Annotated in this window: 16 protein-coding genes; 4 read left to right on the forward strand and 12 right to left on the reverse strand. The window is 36.8% G+C overall.

Going from position 1 to position 13,718, the window contains the following annotated elements:
- Positions 1–2: 2 nt before the first annotated feature.
- The 10 genes from LQ227_RS01270 to LQ227_RS01315 form a co-directional block, all read right to left on the reverse strand.
- The gene (locus LQ227_RS01270) at positions 3–839 is read right to left on the reverse strand and encodes a phosphoribosyltransferase family protein (RefSeq protein WP_230144054.1); all 837 of its coding nucleotides are present in this window, start codon (positions 837–839) and stop codon (positions 3–5) included.
- A complete protein-coding gene (locus tag LQ227_RS01275; protein WP_230147893.1) occupies positions 826–1,530 on the reverse strand; it encodes an HAD family hydrolase in 705 nt (234 codons plus the stop codon). The genes LQ227_RS01270 and LQ227_RS01275 overlap by 14 nt, the downstream gene beginning before the upstream one ends.
- A 103-nt stretch (positions 1,531–1,633) precedes the next feature.
- Positions 1,634–2,452: a DUF475 domain-containing protein gene (locus LQ227_RS01280; RefSeq protein WP_230144052.1), complete on the reverse strand. Its 819-nt coding sequence runs from the start codon at positions 2,450–2,452 to the stop codon at positions 1,634–1,636.
- Between the two features lie 153 nt (positions 2,453–2,605).
- Complete coding sequence (locus LQ227_RS01285) at positions 2,606–3,625, reverse strand: YCF48-related protein (RefSeq protein ID WP_230147894.1); 1,020 nt, start codon at positions 3,623–3,625, stop codon at positions 2,606–2,608.
- A 7-nt stretch (positions 3,626–3,632) separates the two neighbouring features.
- Positions 3,633–4,064: a DUF2147 domain-containing protein gene (locus tag LQ227_RS01290; protein ID WP_230144050.1), complete on the reverse strand. Its 432-nt coding sequence runs from the start codon at positions 4,062–4,064 to the stop codon at positions 3,633–3,635.
- Positions 4,065–4,164: 100 nt separating this feature from the next.
- On the reverse strand, positions 4,165–4,545 hold the full coding sequence (locus LQ227_RS01295) for a DoxX family membrane protein (protein ID WP_230147895.1): 381 nt from the start codon (positions 4,543–4,545) through the stop codon (positions 4,165–4,167).
- A gap of 352 nt (positions 4,546–4,897) precedes the next feature.
- Complete coding sequence (locus LQ227_RS01300; protein ID WP_230147897.1) at positions 4,898–5,287, reverse strand: DUF1801 domain-containing protein; 390 nt, start codon at positions 5,285–5,287, stop codon at positions 4,898–4,900.
- The gene (locus tag LQ227_RS01305) at positions 5,277–5,696 is read right to left on the reverse strand and encodes a hypothetical protein (RefSeq protein ID WP_230147899.1); all 420 of its coding nucleotides are present in this window, start codon (positions 5,694–5,696) and stop codon (positions 5,277–5,279) included. The genes LQ227_RS01300 and LQ227_RS01305 overlap by 11 nt, the downstream gene beginning before the upstream one ends.
- A 15-nt stretch (positions 5,697–5,711) precedes the next feature.
- On the reverse strand, positions 5,712–6,218 hold the full coding sequence (locus LQ227_RS01310) for a DinB family protein (protein WP_230147900.1): 507 nt from the start codon (positions 6,216–6,218) through the stop codon (positions 5,712–5,714).
- A gap of 3 nt (positions 6,219–6,221) precedes the next feature.
- Positions 6,222–6,716 carry a DinB family protein gene (locus LQ227_RS01315; RefSeq protein WP_230147901.1) on the reverse strand — a complete coding sequence of 165 codons (495 nt, stop codon included), beginning with the start codon at positions 6,714–6,716 and terminating at the stop codon, positions 6,222–6,224.
- A 134-nt stretch (positions 6,717–6,850) separates the two neighbouring features.
- Here LQ227_RS01315 and LQ227_RS01320 point away from each other — a divergent pair, with 134 nt between their 5' ends.
- Positions 6,851–7,810 (forward strand): GlxA family transcriptional regulator, encoded by a 960-nt coding sequence (locus tag LQ227_RS01320; protein ID WP_230147902.1) that lies wholly within the window; start codon positions 6,851–6,853, stop codon positions 7,808–7,810.
- Positions 7,811–8,209: 399 nt separating this feature from the next.
- On the opposite strand, the gene LQ227_RS01325 is transcribed toward LQ227_RS01320, so the two are convergent.
- Both LQ227_RS01325 and LQ227_RS01330 read right to left on the reverse strand, forming a co-directional pair.
- On the reverse strand, positions 8,210–8,422 hold the full coding sequence (locus LQ227_RS01325) for a hypothetical protein (RefSeq protein ID WP_230147903.1): 213 nt from the start codon (positions 8,420–8,422) through the stop codon (positions 8,210–8,212).
- Between the two features lie 220 nt (positions 8,423–8,642).
- Positions 8,643–9,512 carry an AraC family transcriptional regulator gene (locus LQ227_RS01330; protein ID WP_230144042.1) on the reverse strand — a complete coding sequence of 290 codons (870 nt, stop codon included), beginning with the start codon at positions 9,510–9,512 and terminating at the stop codon, positions 8,643–8,645.
- Between the two features lie 176 nt (positions 9,513–9,688).
- Between LQ227_RS01330 and fucP the strand changes: the two genes are divergently transcribed.
- The 3 genes from fucP (at position 9,689) to LQ227_RS01345 (ending at position 13,581) form a co-directional block, all read left to right on the forward strand.
- Positions 9,689–10,999: an L-fucose:H+ symporter permease gene (fucP, locus tag LQ227_RS01335; protein WP_230144041.1), complete on the forward strand. Its 1,311-nt coding sequence runs from the start codon at positions 9,689–9,691 to the stop codon at positions 10,997–10,999.
- An 8-nt stretch (positions 11,000–11,007) separates the two neighbouring features.
- Positions 11,008–12,645: a UxaA family hydrolase gene (locus tag LQ227_RS01340; RefSeq protein WP_230147905.1), complete on the forward strand. Its 1,638-nt coding sequence runs from the start codon at positions 11,008–11,010 to the stop codon at positions 12,643–12,645.
- Positions 12,646–12,798: 153 nt separating this feature from the next.
- Positions 12,799–13,581 carry an SDR family oxidoreductase gene (locus LQ227_RS01345; RefSeq protein WP_230144039.1) on the forward strand — a complete coding sequence of 261 codons (783 nt, stop codon included), beginning with the start codon at positions 12,799–12,801 and terminating at the stop codon, positions 13,579–13,581.
- The last annotated feature ends 137 nt before the right edge of the window (positions 13,582–13,718 follow it).

Here is a 13,718-nt window from a genome sequence, read left to right on the forward strand (position 1 = left end):
ATTTAAATTAATTTATAATTGTTGTTTTTGATATAATCTTTTATAAGATGTAAATTTTTAGCATACGCTTCTATGGTATGGTAATTATTCCCCAGGGATAGATCGTAAAGCTGATTGATAAAATCGGTACTTCTACGTTCTAAAAACAGATTAAAACTGCTCGAAGTAGTATTTAAAATGTATTTTACAATACGGGTATTAAACCTGAAATTGCCGCTATCAATAATTTCTTCCAGATCAAAAATAGATTTGATCTGATGGTAATTCAGAAAATTCTCTACATTGGGATGGATATTTTTATTGACCAGTTCGGCGAAATAAAGCATATGCATTTCGTTCTTTAAACCGTATTCTTTAGCCATTTTTAAGATCATCCGCTCATGGCTTCCGGTAATTCTGATATCGTCCAGAAATAAAAGTGTTTTACCCGTGAGAAAATCTTTGTCAATATGGAATGAATCGTTTCCAATCAGTAAAAGCCTTTCTTCGGCACTTAACTCACCATAATCTTCTTTATAAGTAATGGTTCTGTGCACTTTGGTTTCCTGTACCGACAAACCACCATTTTCGACCAGCCAACGGTTAAGCTGGCAAACGAAATAGTTTTTCATGGCAAAGGTTGCCGTTGGAATAAAACTATAAGGACTAGAAATAACCACAATCTGATCGGTAATCACATTATCCGCCAGATAATAGCGGATAAAACCATCGGCAAGTTCTTTTCCAAAAGATCGGGCCACCAGGTCATCGCCAAACTTAAAGCGACTGTAATCGTCGGCACTAAAGCCAAAATCGACTGTATTGTCTATTTTATGGAGTGAGAAATTATACGGTATCATAGAGTAAGCTTGAGATAGATAGGTGATTGGAATTGATGAGCATGCTGTTAATTCCCATTGCTTCCGCCCCACGAACATCAGCATGCGGGTTATCGCCAACATGGATTACATCTTTTAGCATTAATTCCGGATGTTTTTCCCTATCGATGGTATCTAACATCAACTGAAAAAATCCGGTATTGGGTTTAGACATCCTTACTTCATCAGAATACAGTTGAAAATCGATAAACTGATCGATCCCCAAATGACTGATTACTTGTTTTAAGGTTTTCCCTTTTATAAAACCAGTATTGCTTAAAATATTGGTCGAACTTAAACCTGTTGATTTAAGCTGTTCCAATACGGTTAAAGAGCTTTCGCTATAGAGCAAAGGCATGTGGGTAAAAACCAGTTGTTCCATGTCGTGATCAATCTCCTGCAGATCCACATCATGAAAATTGAAATCGTAATCATTGATCATACTGATGATCATTAAATACATTTCATCAGCATCTACATTTTTACCTGTCCGCTCATTAATGGCGTTTACCATTAAATCCACCTGACGGAAAATAACAGCAATTTCTGCTAAATTTTTATGCTTAGTATTAAATTTCCGGTAAAAATATTGCGTCCGTTCCTGTTTATACGCTGGATTTGATTTAATCAACGTTAACCAAAGATCGAATGAGTAATGTTTGTAAAAAGCCATTGCAACCTGTTTCCTAATCTGTTTATAAATTCTAATATTACAAATTTGATTGTAATATTACCAACGTTTAATTGTAAGATTTATCACAGATAAGCCTTATAATTTAAGATTTATCCAATACCTTTTCGGCATCGTCCGAAATGATGATATCGCTTTTGTGTTTTTTGGGATAGTTAAATAATAAGGATGTTAATACTGGTATAATGAAAATGGCTACTGTAAAAACAGAGACAAAAAGGTCTGTTTTTTCACCTTCGATAGCATGAGAAATTGGCGATTCGGGATAGAAATGCGTTACCAACGATGAAGTAAGTTTAATGCCTAAAACAGCAATTACGATGAATGCTATCGTTTCTAAAAAGGTAAATTTCTCCATCAGTTTAACAAATGCCTGTGCTACAAAACGCATAGCCAAAATCCCGATAAAAACACCAATATAGATTAACCAGATATGATCGGTAAAAGCCACAGCAGCAAAAACATTATCGATAGAGAAAGCCAGATCCATTACCTCTACTAAAGCGACAGTCGCCCAAAAATTCCCCATTAAACCAACAGTAGATTTATAAATCCAGCTTTTGCTTTTGTCTACTTCCTCTTCTTCGTCTTCCTTGCCTTTGTTATTCTTTTTTCTAAAATAATCGAAAGCCAGGTACAATAGGTATAAACCACCAAGTGGTTTCAACCACCAGATTTTAACCAGCCATGCAGCCAGGAACAAACAGATCCCTCTAAAAACATAAGCGCCAATAATGCCATATTTTAAAGCTTTTTCTCTTTGCGATTTTGGTAAATCCATTACCATAGTAGCCAAAACAGCAGCATTGTCTACCGAAAGCAAACTTTCGATCACAATTAAATTCAAAATAATTAATAGTCCGGCCTGTATATCGTCACCTAAAATTGTGTGCAAAAAATCCATTGAGCGAGTGTGTGTATGTTTTTAATTAAAGTTTTAGTTGACAGCAAAGAAACAAAATTTTATCAATCCGATGCTTCAATCTTTTTTATTTATTGAATCGTTTTACTGATTAGATACTTAATCAATAAAACTGTTACGCAATAGGACTGAAATTTATTTGCTGATCTCCAGTTGATAGACATTACCTTTCTCTCCGGCCAGAATAATCTGTTTACCTTTTTTTGCTTTTTGAACAGCATTAAAACTTTTATCAGAAATATGTTTCCAGTTTTGGCCACCATCAGTAGAAATGTCTGTTCCTGAAGTACCTGTAGCAATTAAGGTTTTAGCATTAATATAGGTTACGCCCGATCTGAAGCCTAAAACCGGGGTAGCTGGCTTTTGCCAGGTTTTGCCTCCATCGCTCGTTAAAAGAACATTATTGGTATTTTCTTTATCCTTTACATAGTTTCCGCCAACAGTTACACCAATTTTTTCATTCCAAAAATCGATAGAGAAAGGGCCTGTACTATTTTCGCCCTGTAAAATGGGGCATTTAAATACCTGCCAGTTTTGTCCATAATCTGGAGAAAAGTAAATGTTAGATACCGTCCCACCTGTTGCAATCCAGGTTTTGCCACCAGGCAATGTTTTAATGGTTGTGCCGCTGGCTGCAAAACTCGCTTCACCTTTAGCCAAATTGGTTTTTAGATTTGCTGAAATATCTTGCCAGCTTTTACCTGCGTCTACAGTTTTAAGCAATTGCATTTTATCATTTATGGGATCGCCAAAAATGAGCCCTTTATTTTTATCCCAGAAACTTAACCCATCCAAAAATATGGCAGAATCTACATTTTTATAATTTTCTGTCCAGGTTTCGCCGCCATCAACGGTTTTCAGAATATATGCCGGCGATGCAATGCCCACTATAATGGCCTGTTTATCGTCGAAAGCTTCAATATCCCTGAAATCGATTTTTTCGTAACCTTTTGGTTTTAACCATTTCCAGGTTATACCACCATCAGTAGTTTTACCTACCGATCCATTACTACCACTTACCCAGGTAACCCGATCTGATACGACACTTAAACCCCGTAAACTGGTTTTGGTATTCTCGTTTAAGGGTTTAAAGGAATACGACTGCGCAGTGCAAAAAAAAGGTGCCATTAAAAGGCACCATAAAATTTTCTTCATCTATAAATTATTTTACCCGTCTAAAAGTTTCTGATCGGCCTAAAAGAGAAATACCTACATAACCGCGAACGTTTAACACATCGTTACTTTTTAAAGACATGTTACAGCTGTATGTTTTACCACTTTTCGGATCGTAAATTGTTCCATCAGTCCACTTGCCATCTTCGTAAACAAAATCCTTTAATATTTCCAGATTTAACAAAGCGCGTTTCTGTAGTTTTTCATCAGGATTTTTAGCATCTAATTTAGGTTTACCATTTAAATTGGGTTCCTTCATCCAGGCTAATTTTCCATAATATTTATCGCCTTTTTTATAAATTTCTATTTGCCCTTCGCCTGATGGATTAAGCCATTTACCTACAATAGCATCTTTGTTCTGTGCAAATGCAGAAAACGATACTGCAACAAAAAGTAGCATTAAAAATGGTAACTTTCTCATATTTTTTATTTCTAGTTAGTTTCTAAAGATAATAATTACACCTTATATGGAAACACTAAATAAAGAGAAAAAGTATGAGAAAGTTTGAAAACCCTAAAATTTACTTTGAAACGATCGGTAGATACTTGGCACGATACGCATAAAACAGGAACAAATTAAACAATAACATTACTGCTGACATCGGAAGATCTTTAGGCTGGGCCAAAAATGCGGTATACAAAAAGATATTCAAGGTAACCGGAAAAATGATCAATGCGCCTAAAGGTGCTGTACGACCAATAAGCAATAGTATACCACCAATCAGTTCGGTTATTTTGATCAATGGAAAAAGATAAACGGAGGCCATTATCCCTGTCATAAAACTGGTTTGTGCCGCTGTCATCTCCGGTGCCTTAGGCATTATATTAAGAAAATAGCTTACAGAAGCAAAAAGATACATAGCGGCTAGAAGCACGCGTACAATAATAACTGCAATTTTCATAGTGTTTTGATTTTTGGTTTCTAAGTTTAAAAATAATAAAAGTTATTTATAGTTCATTAGTCATTGGTACATTGGGCATTGGCACATGGATGTAATAATAAGTTAATCTGTTTTGTTTGATGGTTTTATGTTTAATACTCATAGTCCATTAACCATGAGCTATTGACCATTCTATATTATTTAATTCGCTCTTTATATTATTGCACCCGCGATTTACATTACCGCACACATGATTTATATTGTTGTACACTTAATTAATAAAACAGACCACGAACTAGGACTCAAGGCTATCCCCATTATCATCATGTGTTAATTGTTGCCATTGTTTTGTTGTTTTTTTTCCTTGGGTTGGTTAATTATTATTTGGCGCTATTAGTTTAACCCAATTATTCACAAACTGCTCAAGCGCAGGTTGTTTTGCTTCAATATCGGCCATACTGTAAAACCTTGCTTCGCGCCTATCTTTCCAGTTGCCTTGTAATAAAGATGAGTCTTCAATCATATTTCCATCGTAAAAAATAAAAATGATCTGCACATATCCACTTGCCCTAAGGTTAAAAGCAGCCAAATCTTTTATATAAAAAAAACTTGGTGAATTCCACTTCACTCTTTCTTGCAGTTTAGGATTTGCATTCAGTATGATACTTCGTAACCGCTCGACTTCCTGTTTAAAAGGATGCTGGAGTTTTTCCATGTAATGATCAACCTGATCTGATTTCTGCTTGTGCCCCTTACTGTCCATTTTCAAGTTTTGTTAATTTGATATCCATCCATGGTACCCAGTTTTTACCATCAAATTGTTCCCATGTCCCTTCAATAGTACTGGCTTTGAAATTTCCTTTAAATCTTTCAGTATCGGCAAATATTAAAATGATATCATCGTAAATTTTAAGGGTTGATATTGAAATATTACCTTCATTATCGAACGATTGTGACCTAAAAACATCCTCCATATCATCATAGTGTGTAATTTCTAACGATCGGATCTTTTTATCACCAAACATAACATCTACCTGATGCATTAAGAAAAAACCACCATCAACCCACTCGTAGGTATCAGTTCCGGTAATAACATCACCTGATTTTGTTAAACCTTCTGTTTTCCATCTGCCGATATAGGGATTTAATAGATTAAGCCTGTTGTTTCTCATAAATTTAATTAAAAATCAATTGCTATCCAGCTCGCTATAAATTTTATTTAACTGATGTACGTGTCGTTGTGTATGATAAATTACAAAATAAACAGCCTCTAAGCGGGTTAGAAAACCATAACCGGGCAACTCAAAGGAGCTGCAGGTCTTCGTTAAATCCAGGTTGGCTATAGAAGTTGAAATCCCGTCTCTGATCTGTTTTAAGCTTTTTAATAATTCAGGTTGATTATATGTCCTGTCTTCAGGATAAATCTCTTTAGGCGAATCATACTTCACATTGAAATTTAAAAAGTCGTTCCTAATTTGTGCTACCATAAAATCGGCTGGCTTATCTGTTTCAGCTACCGGGCCATTTATCACTTGTAGAAAGCCCGAATTTGATAAAATCATATGTTCAGCCAGTTGGCCGGCTGTCCAGCTTCCCTTAAATGGTACTGCATTAATTTGTGCAGTATCAAATTTCGATAAAGTGTTTTCTAACGCCGACAGCGTTTCGTTGGCTTCTTTTATTATCTTTTCCATAGCTTACATGTAATTCATTCCAGGATAGTTTAACAACCTGCGCCATAGGGCAATCTGCCCGATGCAATTGGCTTCCCGATAACTGTTGAAGCTGATCATTTCAAACAATGTGATCTCCATTCCGGGGATACTGAGTTTCTCTTCCAGTTTCTCGTCGGTAGACTGGGTTAAAGCCTCCTGTAACTTAGGAGAAATTGCTGCCCAATCTTTAATGAAATCTGCAAGTGAAGGATAAGTGGCATCATCCACAATTCCTTTGTTATCGGCAAAAAGTTCGTCGGTTATGGATGGAAGATCGATACCGAATGATTTGGCCAGAAAATAACGGCTATGCACTACACTCCCGGTAATCCAAGCAATGTGGTTTGCTTTTGTATCCAATCTTTTCTGTGCATCCTTTTGGTCTATCCCATCTAAAGCCCTTACTAAAAAATCTGTTTGCATTTCGTACAGCACGATAAAGCCATACATTCTGCTACTCGTTGGGGTGGTTTTCATATGTTTACTGATTAGTTGATTAACTGAAATAAAGTTAGTTGTTAATTTAGCCGAACACCGTTGCCGTAAAAGTCAATCTTAAGGGGCATTTCAGACAATTTTTATATATTTACGATACTTAAATTTTTAACCAAATGATACAAGTAGGTGTTTTACTGCCCCAAAATTTCAGATTATTAAGCATAGCGGCTATTTTAGATGTATTTGATACTGTTAATGGATTTTATCGGAAAGATGACCTCGAAGCCCCATTTAACATTAGCTTAATTACACTGGAGGATAAAAATTATAACTTTAGTGAACATCCCTGTGTGTCCTTACAAAAAGCTGCACATCTTGATCTTATTTTAGTGCCCTCATTTGCAACCAACGATATTAAAGATTCCATCGCAGCAAACCGAAACTATATCCCCTGGTTAAACAAACAACATGCAGCAGGCGCAGAAATTGCTACTTTTTGTACTGGTGCATTTTTACTTGCAGCATCAGGACTGTTGAATGGTAAAGCAGCTACCACACATGTTGATGCCTGCTCGGCCTTTTCTACGGCATTTCCCCTGGTTCATTTAAAGGCTGATAAAACCGTAACACAGGATGGAAAATTATTTACAAGTGGTGGTGCAACCTCCACTTTTCATTTATTATTGCACCTTTTACAGCTTCATTGTGGAAAAGATATGGCTGTTAAGGTGGCCAAGATTTTTGCGATCGATATGGACCGTGTAAACCAATTGTACTTTAGTACCTTCCAGCCTATCCGTCATCACAATGATGATATTGTGGCTTCTGCCCAGGAAAAAATTGAAAATAACTATCAGGATGTGGCTACCATTGAAGAGATGATTAAAGATATTCCTTCCAGTAGAAGAAATATTGTGCGTCGCTTTAAACAGGTGATCGGTATTACTCCTATCGAGTATCTCCAACAAACCCGTATCGAAGCAGCTAAAAAATTATTAGAGCAAACTGCCCAGCAAATGACAGAGGTAATTTATAATTCTGGCTACAATGATCCAAAAGCATTTAGGAAAGTGTTCAGAAAATCAGTCGGGATGACGCCGACTCAATACCGCGATAAATTTCAAGCGAGGTAAGCAGATAACGGCGGAAATGCGGAATGGCAAATTAACAGCACACAATAAACTAAATAAATAGTTTTCAACATTAAAATAAATTATGTTAATAATTAATATAAAATAAATGCATTGCCCTATATAATTTAAGATAACTTAACGTTATAATTACACTAACCAAATAACTATTTATATGAGCACATTCCTTTTAATCACAGCGGTATTTTATATTGTTTCCTTTGGATTAATGTTGTACTGTTATTTCTCCGCTGAGCAGATTCCCAGCGATGATGAAAAATTTTAATCAGTTCTTTTCCCGTCATCAAAATTAACGTCTCCCTTTAAGCCAATACATTGAACTTTCTCACAGAAAGACAATGAAATGTTGTGGCCAAACTGACCGCTCTAAAAACATCTATTTTATTTATTGGCGATCCACTTAATTAAGTAAGGAGCGGCTCCTGTATACCATAAAACTGCGGAGATTAAAAATATAGCGATCAATATCCATAAAATCGGCCATCCTTCAAATTTATGTTTTGAAATAGGGGTGTAAGATTCATTAAGGTTATTATGGTCATTGTCCATCCTATCGCCCTTTTTCACTGGTTTCGGATTAGAGATATTGCTCATAAAATATTCAGTTAGAAATGCAAACTTAAGCTATAAACCTATAAATCAAAAATTAGTTTCAACATTCTTGTATTTTAAAATCGATAAAAGATAAAAGTCGTTAAATCTTCAGCTATTCATATTTGGTTTAAACAAAACTAAGCAGAAAAACTTGAATAAAACGGCAAATATTGTAGAATTAGGAAGTCATATTTAAAAAAACAGACTTCATTAGCTATAACTACTGTTTAGAAAAGGCTTGTTGATATTTTAACGGGGTTTTACCTGTTATTTCCCTAAAATATTTGTGGAAACTGGTAAAATTATAAAAACCGCAGTCGTAGCAGATTTCTTTAACGGTTAAATCATTTTCAATCAATAGTTTACAAGCCTGCCCTACCCTAATTTCGTTCAGAAACTGTGTATAGGTTTTCCTGCTTTTAGTTTTAAAGAATTTACAGAAAGAATTGGGGCTGATTTTAGCTACCGCAGCAATTTCCTTTAGTTCTATTTTATTTTTGTAATTGCTGATGGTATAGTTATAAATAGATTGAATTCTATCTTTTTCATTCTCCAAAAAATTTGGCTTAAAGCCCAGCGAAACCAAAATGTTTTTCTCTTCGCAATTGGCTATTTCAGTTAATACTTCCAGTATTTTTATAATCCGCATGGTGCCTGTTGCCTCAATAATCTGTGGCATTAAACAAGCTATTTTCTCTTTTGAGATGCCTTGCAGCTGAATTCCCTGCCGCGATTGCAGCAACACTTTTTTCATCTCCTGGTTTTCGGGAAGATCGAGAAAATCCTTGCCTAAAAAATCTTCCTTAAAATGGATCGCATAAACTTCAACTGTTTCTCCACCCAATTCATCAAAAAACTCGGGGTCAAAGCGCCAATAGTGTGGCAAATTGCTTCCGAGTAAAACTACATCGCCATCCTTAAAATTTTTGATGCTATCGCCAATAAATTGCGTTCCTCTGCCCTTTTTTACGTAGATTAATTCTAATGCAGAGTGGTAATGCCAACGATTGTTTATATCTGGCATAATATCTCTCCGGGCGCTAAAAGAATCTACCGAATTAGTAGATACATTAAGTAAATGCGGTTTCATAAAATCTTAAAAAATCAATCTAATATGCAAAATTATTTTGCATACTAGAAAATTGAGACAATATCATTTAATAATTAGATCATAAAGTTAAATTTTTATTAATGCTTAAGGGTTTAATTTGTAATACAACAACTAACCAAAAAGAACCTGCTTAAACCATTATAACCAAACAAAACATGAGCCACACTTCATCATCGAACTTTCAGGTATCCGATACACCAAAAAATGGTAAGGGATATTTATTTCCATTAATTTTGGTCACCAGCCTATTTTTCTTCTGGGGTTTTGTCCATAATCTCGATCCTATATTAATTCCGCATTTACGCAAAGCTTTTCAACTAAATGTTTTCGAATCTACCCTGGTCGATTCTTCGGTTTTTATCGCTTATTTTTTATTGGCACTACCTGCAGGCTACATTATGCGCAAGTATGGCTATAAAAGCGGTATCATATTGGGCCTCGTTTTATTCGCCATCGGCTGTTTATTATTTATACCCGCAGCCAATACCGCACAATATATATTTTTCTTAGGTGCACTTTTTATTATCTCCTGTGGTTTAACTTTTTTAGAAACAGCTGCAAATCCTTATGTTACCGTGCTAGGACCGCCAGAAACCGCTACACAGCGTTTAAATTTCTCTCAGTCTTTTAATGGTTTAGCTGCATTTTTAGCGCCGTTACTTGGCGGTAAATTTATTTTTACCGAAGTAAAATATACTGATGCCCAATTGGCGAAAATGTTGCCTTTAGAAAAACAGGCTTACATGCTTGAAGAGGCGTCGACGGTAAAAGCACCTTATTTAATTTTAGGGATTCTGATTATTGTAGTCGCTATTCTATTTATTTTCACCAAACTACCTGATATTAAGGAAGAAGAAAATGCCAAAGAAAAAAGCAGTTTTGGGCATGTGTTGAGTCATAGCCATTTGCGCTGGGCAATTATCGGGCAGTTTTTTTATGTTGGTGCACAGGTTTGCGTATTGAGTTTATTTATCAGTTTCATCACTTCATCAGCAGGGATAGGTCAGGATGAAGCTAAATGGTATCAAGCTGCTGCAGGAATTGCTTTTTTGTCGGGTAGATTTGCAGGAACCTTTTTTATGAGATATGTTGCACCACATAAATTATTAATGCTTTACGCCTTAATTAGTGCTGTACTTACCCTTGTATCTATTTTTGCAAGCGGCATGATTACTGTTTATGCTTTAATCGGTGTCTCTTTCTTTATGTCGATCATGTTCCCAACCATATTCTCATTGGGCATAGCAGGTTTGGGTAAAGATACAAAACTGGGCTCATCGTTAATTGTGATGTCTATTGTTGGTGGTGCCTTTTTACCGCCAATATTAGGTTTGATATCAGATGCGACACACAACATACAATATGGGTATTTAGTACCATTTATATGCTTTTTAGTGGTTTTCTACTTCGGATGGAAAGGATGGAAACCCAATCACATTGAAAAAGAAATTAGTTTAGAAGTATAAAATTGACAATGAAAAAATTAGTCATCAAGATTAACAATGCTGATAATGTTTTGGTTGCGTTACAAGATTTACCTAAGGATACCAAAATAGTGCATGAAGGGAATACCTACGTTACTGTTGATGAAATCCCTGCCAAGCATAAATTTTTTATGCGGGATATGAAAGCAGGCGATGAGGTAATGATGTACGGCGTTTTGGTTGGAAAGGTACAGTTTGATGTAAAGGCCGGTATGCGGATGAATGTAGAGAACACCAAACATGCTGCAGAGCCATTTGCTTATCGCAATGTTAATTACAAATGGGAAGCGCCCGATGTAAGTAAATATGTCAACCGCAGTTTTAATGGTTATCACCGTAAAAACGGCGCAGTGGGCACCGCAAACTATTGGTTGTTTATCCCGACTGTATTTTGCGAGAACAGAAATCTGGATATTATTAAAGAATCGCTTTATAGTGAGCTGGGTTATGCGGTGGATGATAAATATAAATCCTACACCCACAAACTGGTTCAGGCCTTCGAAAAGGGAGAGGACATTAATCACATTAGTTTTGAACCTAAAGTAGATAAAGCCAGCCGCACTTTTAAAAATGTAGATGGTATTAAATTCCTCACACATAATGGAGGTTGTGGCGGAACACGTCAGGATTCGGATACTTTAAGCAAATTATTGGCGGCTTATGCCCATCACCCCAATGTGGCCGGTATAACTGTTTTAAGTTTGGGTTGCCAGCATTTGCAGGTAGAAGATTTTAAACGCGACCTGTTTGCACTTGATCCTGATTTTGACAAACCACTTTTAATTTTCGAGCAGCAAAAAGCACAAAGCGAAGAGCAATTGATCCAAAATTCAATCCGCAGTACTTTTGAAGGATTGATGTTCATTAATAAACAAGAACGCGCAGCAGCCCCGCTAAGCAAAATGTGTGTGGGTGTAAAATGTGGTGGTAGCGATGGTTTTAGCGGCATCTCAGCTAATCCGGCTGTTGGTTATTGTGCAGATTTATTGGTGGCCTTAGGCGCCAAGGTTTTATTGGCCGAGTTCCCCGAACTTTGCGGCGTAGAACAGGAAATGATCGACAGATCTGTTGATCGACCTACTGCCGAAAAATTTATCCGCCTAATGACTGAATATGATGATCTGGCGCATAAAGTTGGCTCTGGCTTTTACATGAATCCTTCTCCAGGCAATATTAAAGACGGTTTAATTACCGATGCGATTAAGTCGGCAGGTGCTGCACGTAAAGCCGGCTCCTCTCCTGTTGTAGATGTTTTAGATTATACCGAACCAGCTACTAAACCCGGCTTAAGCTTGGTATGTACCCCTGGGAATGATGTAGAAGCAACCACAGGTAAAGCTGCTGCAGGAGCAACCTTAATTCTGTTTACAACCGGTTTAGGTACGCCAACAGGAAATCCGGTTTGCCCCACCATTAAAGTGGCTACCAACTCGATCCTGGCGAAACGCATGAGTGATATTATCGATATCGATACAGGAGCAGTGATTAATGGCGAAAAAACCATTAACGAAATGGGCGAAGATATATTAGAATACTGTATTAAAGTAGCCAGCGGCGAAGAAATCCCTAAAGCTGTACAGCTTAATCAGGATGATTTTATCCCCTGGAAAAGAGGTGTAAGCCTTTAACCCATGGAAGATGGATAATCGATCCGTCATTTCGACTGAAGCGCAGTCCCGATTTTCGGGAGAGAAATCTATATAAGCAAGGCTAAAGAACCCTCTGCGTTCTCTGTGAAAACGCTGCGTCCTCTGTGGTAAAAAACAAAAATACAACCAAATATGAATTTAAATTTAGACGGCAAAATAATCCTGGTAAGTGGTGGTGCCAAAGGCATCGGCGCGGCAATTGTTAAAGCATTGGCTATTGAAAAGGCTTTTCCGATTATTATTGGCCGTAACGAAGATGATAACCTGAAAATGCTTCAGGAAATAAAAGATTTAGGCTTAAAAGCAGATTATTTTACTGCAGAACTCACCGCACCCGAAAGCTGTAAAACCATTGTTGATGCGATATTGGCAAAATATGGCAGAATAGACGGCCTAGTGAACAATGCGGGTGTTAACGATGGTGTTGGTCTCGAAAATGGCACTTATGAAGGTTTTATGGAATCGCTGCATAAAAACGTGGTGCATTATTACCTTTTGGCCAAACATGCCCTACCAGCACTTAAACAGAGCAAGGGATCTATATTAAATATCGGTAGCAAAACTGCAGAAACCGGACAAGGTGGAACATCTGGTTATGCCGCATCTAACGGTGCCAGAAATGCCTTAACACGAGAGTGGGCAGTAGAATTATTGCCTTTCAGCATCCGTGTTAATGCGATTATTGTTGCCGAAGCCTGGACGCCCTTATACGAGAAATGGATCAACACTTTTGAAGACCGTGACGAAAAATTGAAGAACATTACTGATAAAATCCCTTTCGAAAACAGAATGACCAGCGTGGATGAGATTGCCAGCATGGCGGTATTCTTATTATCAGATAAATCGAGTCATACTACAGGCCAACTGATCCATGTGGATGGTGGTTATGTACACTTGGATAGGGCTTTGTTGTAACCAAAGGGACTTTGTTATGCTGCACTGAAAAATCTGTTTCAATCAATTGTCATTATATTGTATTTCTCGTTTTAGCTACAAAAGTACCCGATTAGGCTACAAATAACACGCAGACCTTGCCCACATTTGATCCATCA

It is taken from the genome of Pedobacter sp. Bi27, from assembly GCF_918698255.1.
Taxonomy (GTDB): domain Bacteria; phylum Bacteroidota; class Bacteroidia; order Sphingobacteriales; family Sphingobacteriaceae; genus Pedobacter.